The sequence below is a fragment of the Streptomyces sp. G-G2 genome, from assembly GCF_030063135.1.
GTDB lineage: Bacteria > Actinomycetota > Actinomycetes > Streptomycetales > Streptomycetaceae > Streptomyces.
The window spans coordinates 1-21,044 of sequence record NZ_JASISO010000069.1; the positions used below are offsets into that span (position 1 = coordinate 1).

The window sequence follows — 21,044 nt, forward strand, 5'->3', positions numbered from 1 at the left end:
TCCTTGCGGGCCTCGACCGCCAGACGCGTCGCGCGCTCACGCAGTTCGTCGGGGTATTTACGGGGAGCAGCCATGATCGGCATCCTTCCGGGTCTTCGATGTCTCCATCAAACCCGGGGCGATTCACTCTGATGTCGCGCTGGGTGGGGCCCTGTGGCTGTGGTACTTCGTGGAGTGTCTTGCCCGGCCCGGCAGGGGGTTTGCCGGGCGGCGGGTACAGCATGGCGGCAGGGCGGGGGCGGCAGCTGGGATTGCTCGTCTCGCAGCCGATCGGGCTGCCGTCAGTGCCTCTTTCGGATCCCAAGTTGGGCGGGTTATACGCCTGCTCGCTTCAGCGGCCGGTTCGCAGGACGGTTGCGGTAGCGGTCCAGCGAACGGCGCCCCTGCTGCTGACGCGGCCTGCTCTCGGGGATTGCATGGGGCTGGACTCGACCACCCGGGGAAGCGAGAATTTCATGGCGCGATGATCGCGTGGCAGGTTCCCGAACGGAGTGGCCGTTGTCCGCAGTGGATCGTGTCGGATGGTTCGGGCTCCCCTTCTGGGCCGCGGCGCGGGTGTTCTGCCCGCGCCGCCCCGACCGCGTGCGCGACGCGCCGGTCCAGGCGATGCAGATCGCGCGGACCGTAGTGGGCCTGTCGGCCACGTGTTGGCTCGTCTTCGCCTATCCTCTGAAAGGGAGGCTCTCCGACTTCGCGACGGCCCGAGCACTCGACGCCTTCCTCAGCGTGTGGGTACTCCTGGGGGTCGGCTTTCTGACGCTGGTGCTCTTCGTACTGGCCTCCCGCCCGCCTGCCCGGCGCATGTACGGAAAGCGCCTGTTGGGCCCGCTGGGCGCCCTGCTCTCCTTACCCGTGACCGTATCCCTGGCCTGGTTCTTCATGTTCCGCGAGGGCATGTGGTGGATCGGCCACGACTGGAGCCTCCTCACCGTGCTGGGCGGCGCCGCCGGGCTCGTCGCGTGCACCGTCATCCTGGCCTTCGGCTTCTCGGGCCTCGTCCTGGCCCTGCACTTCGGCTTCCGCACCGCCGACGTGCACGAGGTCCTGCCCCCGTTCATCTCGACGATCCTGGGATGGGCGATGTTCATATTCCAACTGCTCGACAGGCCCCTCGTCGACGCGCCGGATTGGGTCATGTGGCTGTTCCTCGTCGGCCCTGCGTTGAGCGTCACCGCACTGGCATTCTGGGAACTCCACCGCCTGCGCAGCCGCTTCGGCATCACCCTGCGCCGCGCCCTCAGTCCCGCGCCCGTCGGCCCCGCCCACCCGTGACCCGCGCCCGCGGCGGCCGTCCAAAGCGGTGATCGCCGGAGGTCTCCCCTGCCGGCTGAGGCATGTGGACCGGCGGTCGGTGTCATCGCTCATGGCCTTGAAGGCGACGTCCGGGCGCCGCAGCAGGCCGGTCGTCACGGTCGTGGCGACGCTCTCCTCGCGTGTGAATGGGTGGGGTGGTGGCAGGGGTTGGTTGACAGCGGCCATGAGAAATGGTTCTGATCCACTCTCTGTGGACCGATGGCGGAGCGTCACGGTGCTCAGACCTGCGCCACCACCCGCGTCCCCGGAATCGAGCGCCTGGTGTGGGCCAGGACCGATCCGGAGTGGGCGGATTTGCCTTGAGCGTTGGCTCAACGGCGCGTCTGCGTTGCAATCTGGCGTGAGCGAGCGGCGTCGGCCTCGCCCGAGATCCTGACGCAGTATCAGTTGATCGACTAGCTTGGCGGTGCTCGTGTCTTGTCGTCGCCTGGTTGGAGTGTGTCAATGGCGGATTCAGTGCAGTACCCCGGTGTCAGCATCGAGGAGGACGCCTCGTTGAGTCTGGCGGTGTCGTCCGGTGCGACGGCGGTACCGGCGTTCATCGGGGATTTCGGACCGGCTATCGATGGTGTGGTGCGGGTCAACAGCTGGCTCGACATCTCGACGATTGCAGAAGACGGCATGGCTGCCGGGGCCGCAGGTGGCGTCCTCCGCGGGTACTTCGAGAACGGGGGCGGAACCTGCTATCTGGTCAGCACCGCTGGCAGGACCCTGCAGGAGGCGCTGACCGCGGTCGGAACCTTAGACGATGTGACGATCCTTGTGCCGCTCGGCCTGTGGGACCGGGGCGCCGACGCGGCCGGCGAGCAGGCGCGGGCTGTGGCTGCTCACGCGGCCGGCCACCTGGCGATGGCCATTCTTCACGCTGACCGGGACCACGACGCCCGGCAGGCCCGTGACGCGGCGAGCGGCTTCAAGCTGGACGCCGACCAGCGCGCACACACCGCTCTCTACCATCCGTGGCTGATCCCGGCCGAGGACCAGGTCCAGCTGGTGCCGCCCGTCGGCGCGGTCGCGGGGGCGTGGGCCAGGGTCGATCGCGAGCGCGGGGTGTGGAAGGCCCCGGCCAACGTCAGCCTCAAAGCTGGTGCCCGCCTTGCCCAGAAGGTGACCGACCAGGAGCACGCCGATGCCCAGCCGGTCAACGTCCTGCGCGAATTCTCTGGCCAGGGAACGGTTATCTGGGGTGCCCGCACCCTCGATGACCCCGATACAAATTGGCGGTACATCCCTGTCCGGCGCCTGGCCGACATGGTGGAGCGCGATCTGATGAGGACGCTGCGCCTCGTGACTTTCGAGCCGAACAGTCAACCGACGTGGGAGCGCGTGCGGGCCGCGGCGGACAGCTACCTGTACGACATCTGGCAGCAGGGCGGGCTGCAGGGGAACAGGCCGGGGGAGGCGTACTTCGTCCAGATCGGCAAGGGCCTCACGATGACCGACGAGGACGTCCAGGCCGGCCGGATCGTCCTGAAGCTGGGCATCGCCCCCGTCCGTCCGGCCGAGTTCATCATCTTGACCTTGACTGGGACGGCCGGCTCGGCCTGACCATCCGGACCCTCGGGCCTGCGGCGCCGTGGGCGAGATGGCACTTCCCTCGGCGCCGCTCTCTGCGGAGCGATGACGGAGCGTTCAGTCGGCGCGGAGGATCTGGAGGCGGAGGAGGTCGAAGCCTGTGCGGCCGTACCCATCCCTCTTGATCCGTTTGATGCGGTTCACGTTGCCCTCGACTTTGCCGGAGTTCCACTCCAGCGTCAGCCCGGCGGCAACGGCGGCGAAGTCCCGGCGCAGGCCGCGCGCGAGGCTGAGCAGAGGCTTCTCGCCGGTGGCCTCGGCGCGGACGAGCCAGGCGTCGAGGTCGCGGCCTTGGCGTTTGGCCATCATGGTGGCGAAGTCGCGGACGCATGCGGCGACGGCCTCGAGTTCTGGGGATCGGGTCAGGAGCTTCTTGAGTTCGATGGTGCGGTTCTCGTTGAGGTTGTCCGGGTGCGAGGTGATCAGCCAGGTGGCCTTCCGGACTGTGAGCTCGGTCGGCTTGGTGGGAGCCGGTTTGCCGCTGGCGCGCAGGGTCTGCAGGCTGCGGCGGATGGTGCGTTCGCTGCCCCGGTAGCCGCGTTCGCGGATCTCGGCGCAGAGACGCGCGGCGTCGGTGCAGCCCTCGTTCCAGCATTGGTGCAGGTAGGTGAGGTATGGCTGGGTGCGTCCCGAGCGGCGGCTTCCGGTTCCGATCACGGCCGATACCAGAGCGCGCTCCGCGAGTTCGATGAGCTGGAATGCCTGGCTGACCCGGCCTCCGGGACCGGTGTCAGGGTCATTCCCTGTGGCGACCAGGCCGGCGCCGCCATCGGCGACGTCCGCTGCGTGATCGCACAGGACGAGGCGGGCCAGCGCCTGGCGGGTGAATCGGGCACGGTCGGCGCCATATGGGGTCGTCTCAGTCACCCCCACAGCCTCGCAGTCCGTATCCGCGGCGAGAACCCGATTCCCACCAAGGGCGAGCCTCCGCTTGACGGCTTAACTGCATGAGGTGTCTTTCCCACGCAGTAGCCGTGGGGAAGAGGAGCGCCTCACTTCCCGGCCGGCGGCGAGGACGAGACGCTAACGACGTCCGTGCTCTACGTTCCCGCCCGTCCTGTCCCGTGACCGCGTCTCCATCCGGGAGACGGCACGCGCCCAGGCAGAGGCGCCGACGGACGGATCCGGTTCGCCCACCGGTCCTGACGGGTTCCCACCAGCACCTGGGGCCGGTTCGCGCGGCAGGGACGGCCCGCCCCTGTTCGCCGACCTTGTCAACACCGAGCGATGCCTGATCTGGCGGAGGGGCGGCTGGGAAAGCTCAGTTATGCCGGATCTGTAGCAGTCTCCGGGCGTTTGGTGAATCGGTGCCACCAGTGGCGGCGTCGGGGATGCACTGCACGGCCCAGCCGGAGGCCGATCAGGAGGTAACCCAGGAGAGCCCCTGTGGTGTTGAGCAGAACGTCATCGATGTCGAAGGTACGCCCGATGATAAGGGCGCCTTGGACGAGTTCCACGAGGAGCATCACGAGAGCGGTGACCACTCCTACCCGGACCAGCCCTCGCGCTCGGGGCACCAGCACCGGCAGCAGCACACCGAACGGCACACCCATCACGATATTGCCGCCGAGCTGCTTGACCGTGTCAAAGGACGCGGGATGAACGAGATAGGCACGGATAGAGTCACCAGGGCGCAGGTTACTGTGCGTCAACGGCACAGACGCCGCCGACGGTTCCAGCGTCAGCCGGGCCAGCACCACCGCGAATCCCACCATCACCGCGAAGGCCAGCAGCATGGCCAGTACCCGGCCGAGCACAGACAGGGGAGGCTCTCCGGGAACCCGGTCCCCGGGTTCCGCCGCGGTCTTATTGCGCAGCACCATCCGCACCATTAACAGGCTCCTAGCCACATTGGTTTGCTTGGACGTTCCGATACCCGCGAGACGTGACGCGGCAGGCGCGCTACGCGGGGTCCGTTCCGGTCCGAGGGTATCGGCCTGCCCGGTGGCAGTTGGACGAGCATGCGGCGCAGCAGTGCGTCGTCAGGCTCCTCACTGACCGGGCGGGCACTGGTCGCTGACGGATCGGTTGAGTCTGTCATGCCCTGACCTTTTCCAACTTCACGAGCGCTGACGCGGGCCTCCTGTGGCATGCGGAGTGAGGCGACGGGCAGCGGTTGTCAGTGGCACTGGGCACGCTGCCTGGCGTACTCGTCGTCGCTTTGCCTATGGGGGTACCCATGTGCGAGGGAATCGGGTGGCTGGCCGACCGGGACGAGGGCTGGGCAGTTTACGCCCTGTCGGTCGCCAAGCGGAGTTTGGCCAGTTCGGCGTTGAACTGGGCGCCGGTGAGGAGGGCCAGGTTGGACAGCCACAGCCACACCAGGAAGACGATGATCCCGGCGAGCGATCCGTACAGCCGGTAATAGGTGCCGACGTGCGAGACGTAGAGGGCGAAGCTGGCGGAGGCGGCGAGCCACAGGGCCACGGCGAGAGCGTCTCCCAGAAGCCGCTGCCGCACTCCGCGTGTCCCGGCCGGGCCCGAGCTGAACAGAACCAGCACCAAGATGGCGACCAGGCACAGCAGGAGCGGCCATTTCAGCGCGTTCCAGGCAATGCCGGCTGTGCTGCCCATGCCCACGAGCCGGCCGACGGTGTGGGCCGCTTCGCCGGTCAGGATGAGCACCAGGGCACTGGAAACCAGAAGCATCAGCAGCACCGAAGTGGTTATCACCAGCCGTGGCGCTGTCCTCCACGCCGGGCGCAGGTCCTCGATGCCGTGCATGAGGTGCAGGGCTCGGCGGAAGGCCCCCAGATAGCTGGAGGCGGACCACAGGGCGCCTATCGTGCCGAAGACGGCCAGCGTCCAAGCAGCTGTGTGCTGCTCCGCCATGCCCTGCAACGTGCTCAGCATGACGGGGCGGGACTCGGTCGGCACGACAGCGATCACTTTACTGATCAGGTTGTCGGTGGTCGAGGCGCCGACGATTCCCAGCAGTGAGACCGTGACCAGGAGCGTCGGGAAGAGCGCGAGCACCGCGTAATAGGTGAGTGCGGCAGCGAAGTCGGTCACGTTGTCGTTCCACACCGAGGCGGGGGTGCGCCGCAGAGCGGTGACGATGTGGCGCCAGCCCGGCAGATCGCGCGCGTACGTCGGGGGCGGCAAGGGTGCTGTGGTTGCCACGCGTGTCTGCAAGTGGTGTGCGGGAGGCTCTTCTTTGGAGCGTGACAGCGGTGCGCGGCCGGCACCGCCCGGGTCAAGCGCAGGTGTGGGCGAGCTGCTCATCAGGCGGCGCCTTCCCCTCGTGCCATGTTCCGTCGTCCGGTTGCTGTTGGCGGGGTTCCCCGGCGAGCCGTTCGCGCGTCACCCCGGGCGGCACGCCCCGCTCGCCGATGCGCGATCTGCGTGGAGTTACCGGCGGACCCGTATCTGTTCGTGCCGCAGAACCTATCCGCTGCTACGCCGGACAGCCAACTGAATCGTTCCGGGTTCGGTAGAGACTCGATTCCATGAAAGGATCAAGTCATGGCACGACCTTCTTCCTATCCCCTTGAACTGCGCAGACGGGCGGTCCGTATGGTCGCCGAGGTCCGTGGTGACTACCCGAACGAGTCGGCCGCGTTCAGGGCCGTCGCCACCAAGCTCGGCATCGGGTCGACCGAGACGCTGCGCACATGGGTCCGTCAGGACCAGGTCGACTCGGGGGCCCGTCCGGGAACGAGTACGGAGGAGTCCGCCCAGCTCAGGGCCCTCAAGAAGGAGATCGCCGAGCTGAAGCGGGCGAACGACATCCTGAAGGCGGCGGCGAGTTTCTTCGCGGCCGAGCTCGACCGGCCACACACACGCTCGTAGCGTTCATAGACGAGCACCGGGACCGCTTCGGCGGCGTCGAGCCGATCTGCAGAACGCTCACCGAGCACGACTGCAAGATCGCCCCCTCCACCTACTACGCCCACCACAAGTGGCTGGCCGAACCGTCCGCGCGAACCGTGCGGGACGAGGAACTCAAAGCCCTCATTCACGAGGCGTTCACCGCCAACTACCGTGTCTACGGGGCCCGGAAGATCTGGCGGGAGCTGAACCGGCAGGGCCATACGGTGGCCCGCTGCACCGTCGAACGCCTCATGCGCGAGCTCAGCATCGCCGGCGCCGTCCGCGGCACTACCTGACCACCACGAAACCCCAGGCCACAACCACAATCTGAGATCTCTACCGAACCCGGAACGATTCAGTGTGGCTCATCGCCGAACTCACCCGCACCGGCCACACCATGAGCACCACGATTCCCGGCCCCGCCCGCAAACTCCAGCCACGCCCATCTCCTGGGCCGTCCCTTCGCTCCAGCGTCAGGATCTGCTGGCCGGTACGGAGCGGGACGGTGTTCCTGACGATCTGTGGGAGGGAGCCGTTGGGGTGGCTGGTGGTGGGTCTGTGGGCGGGGGAGCCGGGCAGACCCAGGAGCCGTTCGAGCGTTGTTCCTCGTCGGTCACCGGACTGCAGATTGATCACGACTCGCTACGTGCTCTGAGGCGATGGTGCCCTGCACCGTTCACCTCACGACGCGAGTCGCCCGGCTGGGAAGCCCGGCCGGGCGACTCGTCCGAGTCATGTTCCCCCACGCGTCAGTGATCAGTCGTCGGTCATTGACCGCGTGATGTGTGGCACCGTGGACGCGTCTTTTGTGGTTGGTTGCTCAGCAGGGGAGGGTGGTGTGTCCGGCGGCGCCGGTGGCGCCGGTGATGCCGTCCGCGGTCAACGTGGCGGCGGTGCCGTCGCCGCCGGGCTTTCCGGGACACACCGGGCTCGCGGCGCCACCCGCCCCACCCGTGCCGCCCTTATGGGTGCCACCTGCCGTCGATGCGCCGCCCTTGCCACCGTTGCCGCCGACGATGCCCGTACCGGCGTCGCCTACGCCGCCCACGCCGCCTTTGCCACCGGTGCCGCCCTGGTTGGCAGTACCCCCGGCGCCTCCGCTGCCGCCGTTACCGTTGGCCCCGCCGGCGCCACCCGCGCCTCCCGCGCCGCCGGTGCTTCCGCTGCCGTCACCGTTGCCCCCGGCGCCTCCGCTGCCGCCGTTGCCGTTCGCACCGGCCGCTCCGCCAGTGCCGCCGAGGCCACCGATACCGCCGTTGCTCCCCACGCCGTTGGCGCCGTTCCCGCCAGGGAGGCCGAGAACGCCCAGGACGGAAGTCCGGGAACTGCCCGCGTCGGCGAGAGCCGTCGCGGAAGCCAAGGTCGGGGTCGCGAGGCCGACTACGGCGATCGCGCTGATCAGGAAGGTCCGGGCCATGGCGGTGGTGCGCGAGATGCGCATGAGGTACGCCTTTCGGTTTGTGCAACCGGAGATATTCTCCGGCCGGCACACCCCACAAACTAGGGGGGAACGACCTGGTCCGCATTGTGCTGGATGATCAAATGTCTGGAAATAGAGATATTCGCCGAACTCTGGCTTCAAATCCCCGTAGGGGGGCGGGGCTTCGATAAACCAACATGAGCAGCGGCCAGTGGAAGCCGATGGGCAGCCCTGAGACGGCTCCTCCCGCGCCGGACCGGCGCCGGCGGAATGGTCCCCTAATTCGCAGGCGAGCGGCGGCGAGTAGCGAAATTTGCTGGATTCGGCGACGTCGGTCTAAACAAGGAAATGGCGTCCGGCGGGCGTAGTAGCCGTCATTTTGCAGCTTTTTCTGCCCCGGCGCTGCCCCGGCGCGCTCACAGGGCTCCGGGCGCCGGGTGGCCACAGATGCCTTCCGGCTGCCGCGGCCTGGCAGAACCTGCAGTTCAGCAGCTACGGGACCAGGAGGGCCACGAGGTGAAGACGCGTCATCGGCTATTTAGGGCCGTGTCGGTGAAATTCGGCCAAACGCTTCACTTGGGTGAGTTTGCGTACCGCAGTCAGAGGACTGCTCCTGCGGGAAAATGTCGATGAACATCGCACTCCTCGTTCGATTATAAATATTAAGAAATGCATGTCTTATGGGAAGAGTCCGGAATTTCACTGACTGTCTGTCGGCCCGCGGCCCGGAAAACGTTTCGGGGAGCCCCTTGTTCCTCTTCGGTTCCAGGCCGGCCTCGTTCAGGCCGCATCACCCACCGCTTCACCTGAGCCAGAGGAACCCTGTGAACAGGAAACAGACCACCGCCCTCCTCGCCCTCCCGACCCTCTTCGCCGGGGCTGCACTTTTCCTCGGTGCTCCCGCCGGCGCCTCGGCCCTTGCCTGCACCGCTGGCACCGCGGGCGTCGCGGGTGCCAACGGCAACTCCTCCCACCCCAACGGTTTTCCCGGGACCGCGGGCGGCCCCGCGACCGGGACTGGGGACTGCGCCGGCGGTGCGGGCGGTCCGGGCGGTAACGGTGTGCTGGGCGGGGTCGGGGGTGCGGGCGGCAACGGCGGGCTCGGGCTGGGCGGCGGCTCGGGTGGGGCGGGTGCCATCGGCGGCAACGGCGGCCCCAACGGTGCGGCGGGTGGCAACGGTGGCACCGGTGCCGCCGGCGGCCTCGACGGTGCGGGCGGCGCGGGTGGAGCAGGCGGCGCGGGCACCAAGGGTGGTGCGGGCGGCACCGGTGGTTCCGGCGGCAACTCCGGCGCCAACGCCGGAGCGGGCGGCGCGGGCGGCCTCGGTGGCGCCGGGGGATCCACCGGCGGCGCGGGCGGTAACGCCGGTAACGGCGGCATCGGCCACGGCGGCGGTGCGGGTGGCAACGGCGGCGCGGGCGGCATCAACAGCTCCGGTAACGGCGGCAAGGGCGGACGGGCCGGCAACGGCGGTAACGGAAGCTCCGGCGGCGCTTATCCGGGTGGCGCCGCAGGCATCGGCGGGGCCGGCGGAATCAGTTCCGGAGGCATCCTCAATGTCGGCGGCAACGGGGGTAACGGGGGCAACGGGGGCGCCAAATCGGGTGCCAGCGCCGACGGCGCCTGCGGGATCGGCGGCGCCGGCGGCAACGCCACCGCAGGCCTCCTCTTCCACGGCGGGGCCGGCGGCATCGGCGGGACCTTCGGCGGTGGCAGCCCCTGCGCCAACGGAGCCAACGGAACACCGTAACCGGCCCGCCCCAGGTGCCCCCGAGCCACCCTTGCGCAAGGACACCTGGCGCGGCTCCGGCGGTGAGGCAGCACCTTGACCCCTGTCATTGAGCAGCCGGTATACCGGCTGCTCAATGACAGGGCACGCCGGCTGTGCCGACACTCAGAGACCGCGCGTCACCGGTCGTGAAGGTGCCCAGAACTGAGCAGCCGACTCGTCGACGGGCCGCCCCCCACTGCTCGGCGCCTGCGGCTCGAGCGGGACGTGTCCCTGCCGTCACTCCGCAGGTTCTCCGAGGGCCGCAATGCCCTACTTGCTCCTCGGGCCTGCGGGGCACGACCGGTTGTGCCTGGTATGCGTCGTCGACGGTTCCCACGCGCGCCGTTGTGCTGCTGGGGGCAATTACCCTGGCAACGTCAGGAGGCCGGGAGAGGCGGGGTGGCAGGAAGCACGCAGCCTGCCGCGGCGGCTGCGGTCTTGAGGGCTGCGGCAGCCGCATCGTTGGCCGTCTTCTGGGCTTTGAGGGCTTCCCCTGCCGTGGCCTGGGCAGCGGCCGGGTCGGCGGCGATGACCAGGGCGGCGGCCATGCTGGCCGAATAGGTGACGTTGGCGGCCGCGAAGGCCGCGGCCGCGGTGGCCGCGTCCTTGAGCAGGCCCACACAGGCGGTGGCATCGGGGGGAACGGGGTCGGCAGCAGCAGCAGACGGTGCGGTGAACAGGCCACCGCCGACCACCAGAACCGAAGCGGCCAGGGACATTGCGGCTGTACGACGAAGCTTCACGGTCGAACTCCTGACAATTGAAGAGACGAGCCCACAGAGAGCAGAACCAGAGCAAGAGCCTCGACGAACGACCCCCAGCCACACGACAGACGACACGCGATGCGCTGCCCGTCACCCAGCAAGCCACGGCACGGCTCCCACCGGAGCTGACCACGCCCCCACCCCACCCGCACCCTCAAGCAGGCCGAACGAGACCCCGGCTCACAAAAGCACTCAAAGGACGCGACCCCTTCCCCGGCCCCGGGCATGTCCACTGCGCGCCGGGCCCCGCGGCCGGAAATCCCGGCGCCGAGCAGGACTTCCTCGACGTCCGCCGGGATGTGACACGTGGCAGTGGACTGCGTGATGCTGGCCAAGGTCGCCTGACTCCTGATCGCCTGGGGAACCGGTGGCTGTCACCGGGCCGCAGCGGTCAAGCCTGCGACGGTGCCTGCCTGGAAGATCCCGATGGTCCGCATGACCCTCGCGACCCGCTTGTGGTTGACCACCAGGCCGCCGTCGTCGCGGAGCTCGGCCGTGAACCTGGGGGCGCCGCAGGTGCCGTCGGAGCCGTGGTGGACCTTGCGTATCCGGGCGGCGAGTTCCGCCTCGGCGAGCTGCCGGGCCGCCCTCGCGGGCACGGTGCGGCGCCAGTAGTAGAAGCTCGAGCGCGCGATCCCCAGCAACGAGCACAACCGCTTCACGCCGAACCGGCGCTGATGACCGTCAACGAACTGGCAGCGGTTCAGGCGCCGCAATAGCAAGCGGTCCACGCTGGGGTAGTCGAGGCACCCTTGGACCATCCACCAGCGGCGCAGGGACTCCACCGCGAAGGCGGCGGCTCAGGCCGGTGGCGGCGGTCAGCTCGTCGGTGGGGGCAGTCACGGTGATCTGGCCGCCCATCCTGGCCGCCGGAGACAGATGGGTGGCCGCTGGAACCCGCCACCGGTCCAGGAGGCCAGCATGGCCGGCGAAGGGAACTGACGCAGCATCTCCCTTCCACTGAGAGTCCGGTTCGACGCCCACGTGCACCTGGTGTTCGACGCCCGAACCATGTAGGAGACCAGCGACGATGACCTGCTGGCCGGGCATGGGCAAGCGTGCCGAGCAGCTGCTGGCCACCGGCGTCACCACGGCCCGCGACCTCGGCGGCCTCCTCCTTCAACTTGCCGCCGAGACTGCGGGCGGCAACTCCGCCGGTCCGCGGATCATCGGAGCCGGTACCCCCATCACCCCGTCTGGCGGCCTCTGATCGCTTGCGTGCCGCTCCTGGAGCGGTGTTACGCCATCGCCTTTAGTGTGAAGGCAGGGATGGCGTGATGCCTCCTGCTTCCCCGGAAGGGATGAGTGGCGATGACCGATACAGGACAGCCGAACCGGCCCGAGACCACCCGTGCACCGTCCGTGGGCGAGCTCGGCAGGAAGCCCCTCGGCGCAGGCCACGGCAGTGATCCGGGCTCGCGTGGCCGTACGACGATCGCCGACGGCGTGGTGGCGAAGATCGCCGGGATGGCGGCCCGGGATGTGCCGGGCGTCCACGCGATGGGCGGCGGGTTCGCCCGTGGCATGGGGGCCGTGCGAGGACGGGTGCCCGGTGCCGGCGGGAAGTCGGTCACGAGCGGAGTGAAGGTGGAGGTCGGCGAAGTCCAGACGGCGGTCGACCTGGAGATCGTCGTCGAGTACGGGGTCTCCATCATCGAGGTCGCGGGCGATGTCCGACAGAACGTGATCGCCGCCGTCGAGCGGATGGCCGGCCTGGAGGTTGTCGAGGTCAACATCGCCGTCAGCGATGTGCATCTGCCCGATGAGGAAGAAGAGCAGGAGCAGGAACGACGGGTCGAATAGCCGCTTGCCGGACTGAAGCGAGTGGGAGCGGGCGATGCGTATGGCCGTGGTCGGCTTGATCGTCGGGATGGCGCTGGGCTTCGCCGGATACTTCGGCGGCTTTGGCGCGTTCTTGCTGGTGGCGGCGCTGGGCGCCGTCGGGTTCGTCGTCGGCCGGTTCGCTGACGGTGAATGGGAGCTCGGCGACTTCCTCCACAACCGCGAGCATGGCAACCGGCGGCGGTGACCCCATGGCCGCACATGCTGAGGCGGTGCCGACGGGAGCACGGGGTGCGACCCGCCTCGCCGACCGGGTCATCGCCAAGATCGCCTCGCACGCCGCCCGGGAAGCACTGCATGCTTTCCCTGAGACCGTCCGGCAGCTGCCGGACGGGCACGCTGCCCCGCACGCGACGGTCTCCGTCCGGCCGGCCACCGTACAAAGTACGTCCGAACGGGCCTCAGGACAGGTGGCGCCGCTGGGTGAGACGTGGGTGCGCGTCGCCGTCGAACTGGGCTATCCCTGCGATATCGGTGCGCAGTGCGGGGCGGTGCGCCGCACGGTGGCCGAGCGGGTGGAAACGCTGGCGGGCATGGATGTGCACGCCGTCACGGTGACGGTCGAACGGCTGCACTCGGTGCACACCAAGCACACGGGACGGGGAAGGGTGCAATGAGCGAAGCCGGCCCCGAACCACGCACCCAGCGGCTGCCGACCATCGAAGGCGACGCTCCCACCGGTCCGGAGCACTCCGCCGCCGGCGCGGCACACCGACCAGAGGCGGACGTGACGGCAGCGGGTGGGCATGGCCGGGGCATCCACCGCTTCTGGTCGAAGCGACGGGTGCCCGCCGCGATCATGACTTTGCTCGCCGCCGCGGGCACCGGACTCCTGTTGTGTGACGTGATTGCCGTACGGGCCGGACGGCAGGCGATGCGCTGGCGGCGCGGGCTCGCCGACGAACTGGCCACCCGGCCCCTGGGTAATCATCGGCGCCGTCGTGGCGATGGTCACCGGGCTGTGGCTGATCTTGCTCGCCGCGCCCCCCGGACTGAGATCCCTGCTGCCGATGCGAGCACCCGCCGGCGTTCCGGGCGCAGGGGACGTACGCGCCGGTATCGGCCGCTCGGCCGCGGCTCTTATGCTCCGCGACCGGGCCATGGAGGTCCAGGGAGTGCAATCGGTACGCGTCCACGTTCACCGCCACAGGGTCAAAGCCACAGCGCGGGCGCACTTTCGCGACCTCGCCGAGGTCCAGCACGACCTGGAGACCGCGCTGAGCGACGGCATGAGCCGGCTGGGCCTTGACCGGCAGCCCACCTTGTCCGTGCGTGTGCGACGGCCGAAGGGAGGTGACATCGTGGAGGGCCGGCATTTCCGGCGTAGGGAGCTCTACGATCAAAGTCGAGCCGTACTGGTGGCTCCTGTGCTGCCGGATGGCTTGCGTCTTTAGCGTTTGGCCCTGTCCGTGAGCCTGGTCGTGGCTGGCCCCAAGGCCGGCTTTGCCGAGAAGGCCGAGACCGCGTCAGCGGACGCGACGCTGGCGCCTGCCTCCCCGACGGAACCTCACTGCGCCGTAGACGAGGTCGGCCGCCAGGACGAGGATGCCGATGATCAAGAGGTAGAAGAGGCCCTCGGCGGTGGCCCCGATGATTCCCAGGATGATCGCCACAATGATCAGGAGCAGGAACAACCTCATCGCCCGTCCTCCTTCGATATTCGCAGGTCAGCGGCGCGCAAGACGCCGTTCCCCGCTGGCACCCGGCGCGTAGCCCAGTTCGTAGTGGCCGAAGACGGCCTCCTCGTCTTCGGCAGGCAGCACTCCATCGGTTCCGATCGAGGGGGCATCCTTGACCAGCTTCTTGGAATAGGCGACCTTCAGATAACCCGGGCCTACCGTCGCGCCGGTCAGCGGGACGAACACCAGGCGGTGACGGGTGGGCAGGCCCACCGTGACGGTGGCGAAAAACGGCTCGTCGGTCGCGGTGTCCACGTACACCGACTCCAGAGTGCCGATCTTGTGGCCGTCCGCGTCGACTACGTCGCGGCCGCGCCACTCGCGGATATCGCCCGCTTCGAACATCGCTGACCTCCATAGTTGGGGTGCCCTTCCATCCTGCCCTCGATGCCGGGTTTCCCCTCTGTTCGTGGTGCGCTGCTGGCGACAGCCCGTGTGCCACCTGGTCGCGTCTATCGCGGGAGGAGGGCGTGGATGGTCTTGCCGTATTCGGGGCCCGGTGTGATGGTCACGCTGCGGGCGAGGCTGCGGATCATGTGCCAACCGAAGCCGCCGGTGCCGCCGTTCAGGTCGGGCTCGCGCTCGCGTGGCAGTGCGGGGCTGGGGTCGCTGACCGTGATGCTGACGCCATCGGGGTCGGCGCTCAGCTCGAGGGTGTAGTGGCCGCCGCCGTGGCGAAGTGCGTTGGTGGTGAGCTCCGACACCACGAGAGCGAGCGAGTCCGCGGTGTCGGGGTTGGGTGCGGGCTCGAGATTTTCGGCGAAGAGGCGCGCGATGTCACGGGCACGGCGGACACCGGCCGCACTGTCGTCCTCGATCACGAGTGGCGCGGGAAGTGACGTGCTGTTCATGTCGTTCATGCGCGAACACCCCACTTGTCTGTCGGGACCGTCGAGCCATGCTTCTTCCCGCTCTACCCGTTTTCACACACAGTGACCCTGGCGTCGCGTACAAGCGGGCGGCCGGGCTCCAGGCAGTGAACCCGCGGTGCGGGATCCGTCCACGCCCGCAGACCCCTGAACATTCGCCGGCGGCTTCGCCTTCGGGCGGCAGGATGCGGGGCAAGCCGAGCGAAGCCGGGCTGACGCGTGTACGGGTTGCAAAGACCCCCGGGACTCGTGCACGCGTCAGCCCCCGGTACCGCGCCCGGCGCCGGGGGTCCGCAACTGCCGGTGTCGCCACCTGCGGACCGTTGATCGAAGCCCTGGGCCCTACCCTCCTACGGTCACAGCCGCCGGTACCCGCCGCACCCCGGCGGCACTGCTGCGGGCAGTGTCACCGGTCGGCGTCAGAGGCGTGCAGGTCCTCGTTGAGGCGGCTGTGCAGCAGCAGGAGGGCGGCGGTGTCCGCGACGTGGGAGAGATGTTCGAGCAGTAGCCGGATTCGGGCGTCGTCGCCATCGCGGACGGCTGCGACGATGTCGGCGATGGTTTCGCGTACGGGCGCCGGAAGGCCGGCGGGAGTGTCCATCACCTGCGGATTCCCGTGTGAGCCGTCGGAGTGACTCACTCGTTCGGGTGAGGCTCCGGGACCGGTAGGGGCCCAACCAGAACCGGCCGGTCCGGCAGCCCCGGGTGTGGCCGGGCAGGCCTTTCGGGGCTGCCCGGCCGCGGTGGCGTGGTGCGGGCGGGGGCTGTACCCGCGCGGACGGCTCGACGAGCAGCGGCCGACCTCGCCGGGGCCCATCCGGCCAGCAGGTTCGCCGTCACGACCAGCTGGTGGTCCAACTCCGATGGCAAACGGTCCAGGTCCTCTGTCACCGGACATTCAACGACGCCGGTGCCTGGCGGCAATGCCGCCGGGCGGGGACGCGTTGTGGCGGGTTCTAGCGGGGGAGGAGGGCTCGTACGGTTTTGCCGCCGCCGGGGGCGGCGGTGACGTGGGTGGCCAGGGCGAGACGGTTGACCATGCGCCAGCCGAAGCCTCCCGTGCCGGTCAGGTCGGGGGTGTGCATGACCGGTGCCTGTGGGCTGGGATCATGGACGGCCACCTCGACGCCGTCCGGGTGCGCGGTCAGCTCCAGGGTGTAGGTGCCGCCGCTGTGGCGCAGGGCGTTGGTGACGAGCTCCGAGACGACCAGGACCACGGATTGCTCAGCCTCGCGGGCAAGCGGACGGGCCAGAGCGTCGAGGAAGCCCCGGGCGCGCTCGCGCGCGTAGGCGGGGGAGACAGCGGAAGGGCCGGCTGCGAGGTCGGTGCCCATCGTGCCCATCCGGCCCCCCTTGGCTCCGACCGCCCGTCGTCCTGCTCAGCAGCTGTGAAATGGTTCAACGCGGAGAAGGGCTTCGGCTTCATCGCCCAGGAGGGCGGGGCCCGGACGTCTTCGCCCACTACTCCAACATCAATTCCTCGGGCTACCGCGAGCTGCAGGAGGGCCAGGTCGTGACGTTCGACGTCGGCCAAGGCCAGAAGGGCCCCCAGGCCGAGAACATCACCCCGGCCTGACCTCCACCACCCCGCCCGCGTGTGGGGAGTGGTGGGTGCGGATGCCCGTGGGAATTCCGTACCGTCCGCAGCACAGCGGTCTCCTGACTTCGATCAGCATCCGGCTGTGCAACGGGGGGCTGCCGCATGCTGTGATATCGCCGGGCCAGCCCGGTCCGTCCAGCCTGCGCCTGCCCGTGACGGGGTGGTGGGGGAATCGTTAAATCAGATGTCGCCGAACAAATGCACCCGCAACAAGGGCATGCAGATGTGGCAGGCCCTGCGGCTTGGCGCGGGCTGGGGCATCAGCAGAGAGCCGTGCGACGACGGCGACTGGACCGAACAGACCTGGCGGGTCTTCGAGGCCGTCGACTACCGATGGGGCCAAGACCTGGAGCCGGTCGCCCGGCTTGGCCAGCTGGTCGGCCGCCACGTCGACAGCGGCGGCCAGGACCGCATCGCAGAAGACGACGTGCTCCTCACCGGATGGTTCCGCGACGCGATCCTCGAGTTCCTGCCCCATCCCGGCCTGGGTGAGTGGAACGACGTCCTGCTGCGCGCCTGCCACGGCCGGGGCGAGCAGGACCGCGACTGGGTCCAGCAGCAGATCCCAACGGAGCCGACGCACCGCAGACAGCGGCGCCGCGAAGAGCCGCGCGTCTACGTCTGGGAGTACCTGACCGGCACATCCCGCCACAACGGCGGCATGCGCTCGATCAGTGCCGCGTTTCGGATGACCGAGCCCACCGGCACCCAGGCGATGGAGTGGATGACCGTGACCATGCGCCATGCGCTGCGCTGGGGAGGCACGGCCCCGGCCTGACGGCACGCGAGGCTTGCCCGGGGCGCCGCACAGGCCGGATGAGGGTTGCATCGGAGGGCGGCTGGACAGGGGGCTGGACAGTGGCTTCCAGCGGGGTCGGGGGAGTGGTCGCGGCAGTAATCCGTCAGGTATCTCATCCTGTTCCTGCTTCGGTTCCTCGCCTCCGGTGTCGACGGTCCGGCCCTCACCCCCCGGTATTTTCCGGGCGTGATTGCGTGTGAGATATATGAGGACTAAAATTTCCCATCAAACGTGGGTGGCCGCACAGGTCGAAAACCCTTGGATTCGGCCACCTCGGTTCAGGCAGGGAAAGACGAGCAGTCGATGCAATGTGCCGTCGTCACCCAGTCCTACCTGCCCCGGCGCTGTGCGACGCGCCCCATCGGGTCCTGGGTGTCGGGTGATCAGAAGAGCCCTTCGGTCGCCGCAAGCTGACAGAACCCGCAGCTCAGCGCCCACACGCTCCCAGAAATTTCAGAAGTGGCTAATTCGCGTTGATATTTTGCGGTTGAATCCGCGAATATTGAATAAACCGATAAATTCGAGGGAGTTTTCCTACCGCAGGTGATGTACCGCCCTGTCGGGCAATTGTCGATGAGGATCGCACGCCTTATGTCATTACAAAACTCTGGACATGCATGTCTTATGGAAGGAGCGCGGAGGTTCTCGGGCTGCCTCACGGTATGCGGCACGGAAAAATGTTCGAGGGAAATTATTCTTTTCCTGGTGCCGTGTCTGGCCTGATTTCGCGCCTCGGATCGATCCCCGTTTCACCTGAGCTAGAGGAACCCTGTGAACAGGAAACAGACCGCCGCTCTCCTCGCCCTTCCCACCCTCTTCGCCGGGGCTGCACTCTTCCTTGGCGCTCCTGCCGGTGCCTCGCCCCTGGCCTGCACCGCGGGCACCGCGGGCGTCGCCGGAGCCAACGGCACCACCGCCCACCCCGCCGGTTTTCCCGGGACCGCGGGTGGCGCTGCGACCGGAACCGGGGACTGCGCCGGCGGTGCGGGCGGCCCTGGCGGCAACGGTGTCCTGGGCGGGGTCGGCGGTGCGGGAGGCAACGGCGGGCTCGGTCTGGGCGGCGGCTCCGGCGGGGCGGGTGCTGTCGGCGGTAACGGTGGCCCCAACGGTGCGGCGGGCGGTAACGGTGGCACCGGTGCCACCGGCGGCCTCAACGGTGCGGGTGGCGCTGGCGGTGCTGGCGGTGCGGGCACCCAGGTCGCTGCGGGCGGCATCGGTGGTGCCGGCGGCAACTCCGGTGCCAGTGCCGGAGCCGGCGGCAAGGGTGGCCTGGGTGGTGCCGGTGGATCTACCGGTGGTGCGGGCGGCAACGCCGGCAACGGCGGCATCGGCCACGGCGGCGGCACAGGCGGCAACGGCGGCGCCGGCGGCATTAACAGCTCCGGCAACGGCGGCAAGGGCGGTAACGCCGGAAACGGCGGCAATGGCAGCTCGGGCGGTGCTTACCCCGGTGGTGCCGCAGGCATCGGCGGTGCCGGCGGTGTGAGCTCCGGCGGCATGGCCAACTCCGGCGGAAACGGCGGCATCGGCGGCAACGGCGGCGTCAAGTCGGGCGCGAGCGCCGATGGAACCTGCGGTATCGGCGGCGCCGGTGGCAACGCCACCGGGGGCGTGCTCTTCCACGGAGGGACCGGCGGCACTGGCGGAACCTTCGGTGCCGGCAGCCCCTGCGCGAGCGGCGCCAACGGAACACCGTGACCCTGCCCCACCAGACGCCCCGCACCATCGCCCCGCAGGGCCACCTGGCGCGGTCCCGGGATGTGACGGCCGCACCTTGACCCCCGCCACTGAGAGTCGGTGAACCGGCTCTCAGTGGCGGGCGCGTACCCGGGGCTGGCATCCGCAGGACAGCGATGGACACTCCGTTGCGGGTCCGTGTGAGTGTCAGGAAAGCCCAGGAAGAAAGATCAGCCCCAGATCACCGGCCAGGAGGAGCTGTCCGCGGACGGGGGTGGCGTCACCTATGACGCCACCCCCGAAGGGGAGGAATCTGAGGGGGGTAGCGTCATGTGTGACGCTACGGGTGGCGTCACAGGTGACGCGCTTCTTTCAAGAGCCGGTGTTCGGGAACCCGCTACAGAAACCACTGCGCCTCCGGCGCGTAGCGCCGCTGACGCCCGTAGGGCTAGTGCAGGTAGTAGCGCGCAAGGCAGCAAGGGCGGCTCCGCCGCGTCCGACGGCGCCAAGGCGCCGAAACTGGGGCCGGCGGGGGGTTCGGACTCGAAGGCGGGCCGGGTAGTGCTGACGCCGGAGCTGGCGGCTGCGGTGGCGACGGTGGCGGCGGCCTGGCCGGCGGAACTGGCCGCGCTGCTGCCGGACTACGCATGGGTCAGGGCCGCACGGGCCCACTTCTTGGTCACACTCGAAGAACACGTGCGGCCACCGCCACGTTACGGCTGCCCGCCGATGATCAACGGGTGCGGCTCGGCTGCGGGAACTGTCTGAGCTGGGAACGTCCCTGCAGAAGAGGAAACGCTGCTGTCGAAGCACCGGACCGAGCATCAGGGCCTCAGCAGTCCGCCCACCCACCAGTCGTGTGGTTTGCCATCGTTGGCGATGCCGCGATTGCGCAGTGTCCCTTCGACGGTGAAGCCGAGTTTCTCGGCGACGGCCCGCGAGCCGGTGTTCCCAGCCATGGCCCACCACTCGATGCGGTGGATGTCGAGGGTGGCCCAGCCCCAGTCACACAGGGCCCGGGCAGCCTCCACCGAGTACCCGCGTCCGCGCTGTTCCTTGACCGCCCAGTAACCGAGCTCCCAGACGCCACGGCTGACGAAGGTCAGGCAGTACGAGCCGACCAGGGCGCCGGTGTCCATGCGGAAGGCGCCGAGGGTGTAGTCCCTGTCCTCGGCCCACTGAGCGGGCAGCATCGCGCCGACGAGCTTCTCCGCGTCCGCACGCCGGTACGGCACCGGCACCGGGGTGTAGAACTGGATGTCCTCGTCCTGGCAGGCTTCGTACACCGCATCCACGTCGGCCGGTGTGAAGGCCCGCAGCACCAGACGGTCGGTCTCAAGCGTCACTGGATCCATCGCGGCAGTATGACCACCATTACAAGCGGCGACCATCGAATATCCCGACCGAGCACCGCCCATCACAACACCCCCGGGCTGGTCAACGGTCCTCGCGCACCCCAGACCAGCTGCCCCCGAGACGGAGCTACTCCCACCATCAATCGCGGACCGAGCCGTAAGCCCCCAGACCAGCCATCAAAAACACTCACTATCGAATGGAGGCGCGGTGTGTGCGGGACGGCTACCGGGACTACCAGGGCACCGTGCCGGTCATCGTGACCGATCGTCATGGCCTGGGTGCGGGCGGTCTCCAATGGTGCGCGCGTGAGGGAAGGCGCCAGGCGGGGGTGTCCCCGGTCTGAGTCCGGCACGTGTCCGGCGTTGGGCACACACGTCCTGACCGGGGGCGGGACCCCGGTCCCTGGGCGGTGGCCCGTGTGTCCCCGGTGCGGGGGACGGCAACCGGCGCCGCCTCGCGCCGGGGCCCAGCACGTGCCGGGCGTGGTGCGTACGGGTGCGCGAGGCGGCGCCGGGTTCGTGGGCGGATGCCGCGACCGGGCTGGCCGGGGCGGCGTCAACGTCC

General features: G+C 69.0%; 21 protein-coding genes and 4 pseudogenes. 12 read left to right on the top strand and 13 right to left on the bottom strand.

Features of this window, described 5'->3' with window-relative positions; all coding sequences use genetic code 11:
- Positions 1-498 precede the first annotated feature (498 nt).
- The gene (locus QMF80_RS34935; protein WP_283460971.1) at positions 499-1,272 is read left to right on the top strand and encodes a hypothetical protein; all 774 of its coding nucleotides are present in this window, start codon (positions 499-501) and stop codon (positions 1,270-1,272) included.
- 72 nt (positions 1,273-1,344) lie between these two features.
- Here the strand turns inward: QMF80_RS34935 and QMF80_RS34940 are convergent.
- Positions 1,345-1,440 (bottom strand): annotated as a pseudogene (locus QMF80_RS34940) (DUF6192 family protein); the annotation flags it as partial.
- Positions 1,441-1,758: 318 nt separating this feature from the next.
- Between QMF80_RS34940 and QMF80_RS34945 the strand changes: the two are divergent.
- Positions 1,759-2,862 (top strand): phage tail sheath family protein, encoded by a 1,104-nt coding sequence (locus QMF80_RS34945; protein WP_283460922.1) that lies wholly within the window; start codon positions 1,759-1,761, stop codon positions 2,860-2,862.
- Between the two features lie 84 nt (positions 2,863-2,946).
- On the opposite strand, the gene QMF80_RS34950 is transcribed toward QMF80_RS34945, so the two are convergent.
- The 3 genes from QMF80_RS34950 to QMF80_RS34960 form a co-directional block, all read right to left on the bottom strand.
- Entirely contained in the window at positions 2,947-3,756 is an 810-nt protein-coding gene (locus QMF80_RS34950; RefSeq protein ID WP_283460923.1) for a transposase, read from the bottom strand.
- Between the two features lie 398 nt (positions 3,757-4,154).
- Positions 4,155-4,721 carry a VanZ family protein gene (locus QMF80_RS34955; RefSeq protein WP_502962983.1) on the bottom strand — a complete coding sequence of 189 codons (567 nt, stop codon included), beginning with the start codon at positions 4,719-4,721 and terminating at the stop codon, positions 4,155-4,157.
- A gap of 397 nt (positions 4,722-5,118) precedes the next feature.
- A complete protein-coding gene (locus QMF80_RS34960; protein ID WP_283460925.1) occupies positions 5,119-6,012 on the bottom strand; it encodes a YihY/virulence factor BrkB family protein in 894 nt (297 codons plus the stop codon).
- Between the two features lie 342 nt (positions 6,013-6,354).
- On the opposite strand from QMF80_RS34960, the pseudogene QMF80_RS34965 reads away from it, so the two are divergent.
- A pseudogene (locus QMF80_RS34965) lies at positions 6,355-6,989 on the top strand (IS3 family transposase); the annotation flags it as partial.
- Positions 6,990-7,522: 533 nt separating this feature from the next.
- On the opposite strand, the gene QMF80_RS34970 reads toward QMF80_RS34965, so the two are convergent.
- Complete coding sequence (locus QMF80_RS34970) at positions 7,523-8,143, bottom strand: hypothetical protein (protein ID WP_283460927.1); 621 nt, start codon at positions 8,141-8,143, stop codon at positions 7,523-7,525.
- 803 nt (positions 8,144-8,946) lie between these two features.
- On the opposite strand from QMF80_RS34970, the gene QMF80_RS34975 reads away from it, so the two are divergent.
- Positions 8,947-9,873, top strand: coding sequence for a hypothetical protein (locus QMF80_RS34975; RefSeq protein WP_283460929.1), 927 nt, complete (start codon positions 8,947-8,949; stop codon positions 9,871-9,873).
- A 398-nt stretch (positions 9,874-10,271) separates the two neighbouring features.
- Here QMF80_RS34975 and QMF80_RS34980 read toward each other — a convergent pair whose 3' ends face one another.
- Both QMF80_RS34980 and QMF80_RS34985 read right to left on the bottom strand, forming a co-directional pair.
- Positions 10,272-10,637: a hypothetical protein gene (locus QMF80_RS34980; RefSeq protein ID WP_283460931.1), complete on the bottom strand. Its 366-nt coding sequence runs from the start codon at positions 10,635-10,637 to the stop codon at positions 10,272-10,274.
- A gap of 395 nt (positions 10,638-11,032) precedes the next feature.
- Positions 11,033-11,389: an IS3 family transposase gene (locus QMF80_RS34985; protein ID WP_502962984.1), complete on the bottom strand. Its 357-nt coding sequence runs from the start codon at positions 11,387-11,389 to the stop codon at positions 11,033-11,035.
- A 299-nt stretch (positions 11,390-11,688) separates the two neighbouring features.
- Between QMF80_RS34985 and QMF80_RS34990 the strand changes: the two genes are divergently transcribed.
- From QMF80_RS34990 to QMF80_RS35010, 5 genes and pseudogenes are all read left to right on the top strand, one after another.
- Entirely contained in the window at positions 11,689-11,868 is a 180-nt protein-coding gene (locus QMF80_RS34990) for a hypothetical protein (protein WP_283460935.1), read from the top strand.
- A gap of 101 nt (positions 11,869-11,969) precedes the next feature.
- Entirely contained in the window at positions 11,970-12,461 is a 492-nt protein-coding gene (locus tag QMF80_RS34995; protein ID WP_283460966.1) for an Asp23/Gls24 family envelope stress response protein, read from the top strand.
- 34 nt (positions 12,462-12,495) lie between these two features.
- Complete coding sequence (locus tag QMF80_RS35000; protein ID WP_283460937.1) at positions 12,496-12,687, top strand: hypothetical protein; 192 nt, start codon at positions 12,496-12,498, stop codon at positions 12,685-12,687.
- Positions 12,668-13,117, top strand: a complete 450-nt coding sequence (locus tag QMF80_RS35005; protein ID WP_283460939.1) for an Asp23/Gls24 family envelope stress response protein — start codon at positions 12,668-12,670, stop codon at positions 13,115-13,117. The genes QMF80_RS35000 and QMF80_RS35005 overlap by 20 nt, the downstream gene beginning before the upstream one ends.
- Positions 13,114-13,786, top strand: a pseudogene (locus tag QMF80_RS35010) (DUF6286 domain-containing protein); the annotation flags it as partial. The gene QMF80_RS35005 and the pseudogene QMF80_RS35010, both read left to right, overlap by 4 nt.
- A gap of 180 nt (positions 13,787-13,966) precedes the next feature.
- Here QMF80_RS35010 and QMF80_RS35015 read toward each other — a convergent pair.
- The 5 genes from QMF80_RS35015 to QMF80_RS35035 form a co-directional block, all read right to left on the bottom strand.
- On the bottom strand, positions 13,967-14,140 hold the full coding sequence (locus tag QMF80_RS35015) for a hypothetical protein (RefSeq protein WP_283460941.1): 174 nt from the start codon (positions 14,138-14,140) through the stop codon (positions 13,967-13,969).
- A gap of 27 nt (positions 14,141-14,167) precedes the next feature.
- On the bottom strand, positions 14,168-14,524 hold the full coding sequence (locus QMF80_RS35020) for a PRC-barrel domain-containing protein (protein WP_283460942.1): 357 nt from the start codon (positions 14,522-14,524) through the stop codon (positions 14,168-14,170).
- 107 nt (positions 14,525-14,631) lie between these two features.
- Positions 14,632-15,030, bottom strand: a complete 399-nt coding sequence (locus QMF80_RS35025; RefSeq protein ID WP_283460968.1) for an ATP-binding protein — start codon at positions 15,028-15,030, stop codon at positions 14,632-14,634.
- 424 nt (positions 15,031-15,454) lie between these two features.
- Entirely contained in the window at positions 15,455-15,649 is a 195-nt protein-coding gene (locus QMF80_RS35030) for a hypothetical protein (protein WP_283460944.1), read from the bottom strand.
- Between the two features lie 355 nt (positions 15,650-16,004).
- A complete protein-coding gene (locus QMF80_RS35035) occupies positions 16,005-16,391 on the bottom strand; it encodes an ATP-binding protein (RefSeq protein ID WP_283460945.1) in 387 nt (128 codons plus the stop codon).
- Between the two features lie 45 nt (positions 16,392-16,436).
- Between QMF80_RS35035 and QMF80_RS35040 the strand changes: the two are divergent.
- The 3 genes and pseudogenes from QMF80_RS35040 to QMF80_RS35050 all read left to right on the top strand — a co-directional run bounded on the left by QMF80_RS35040 (position 16,437) and on the right by QMF80_RS35050 (position 19,145).
- A pseudogene (locus QMF80_RS35040) lies at positions 16,437-16,624 on the top strand (cold-shock protein).
- A gap of 208 nt (positions 16,625-16,832) precedes the next feature.
- Positions 16,833-17,426, top strand: coding sequence for a hypothetical protein (locus QMF80_RS35045; protein ID WP_283460947.1), 594 nt, complete (start codon positions 16,833-16,835; stop codon positions 17,424-17,426).
- A gap of 792 nt (positions 17,427-18,218) precedes the next feature.
- Entirely contained in the window at positions 18,219-19,145 is a 927-nt protein-coding gene (locus QMF80_RS35050) for a hypothetical protein (RefSeq protein ID WP_283460949.1), read from the top strand.
- Positions 19,146-19,948: 803 nt separating this feature from the next.
- On the opposite strand, the gene QMF80_RS35055 is transcribed toward QMF80_RS35050, so the two are convergent.
- Positions 19,949-20,479, bottom strand: a complete 531-nt coding sequence (locus QMF80_RS35055; protein WP_283460951.1) for a GNAT family N-acetyltransferase — start codon at positions 20,477-20,479, stop codon at positions 19,949-19,951.
- Positions 20,480-21,044 lie beyond the last annotated feature (565 nt).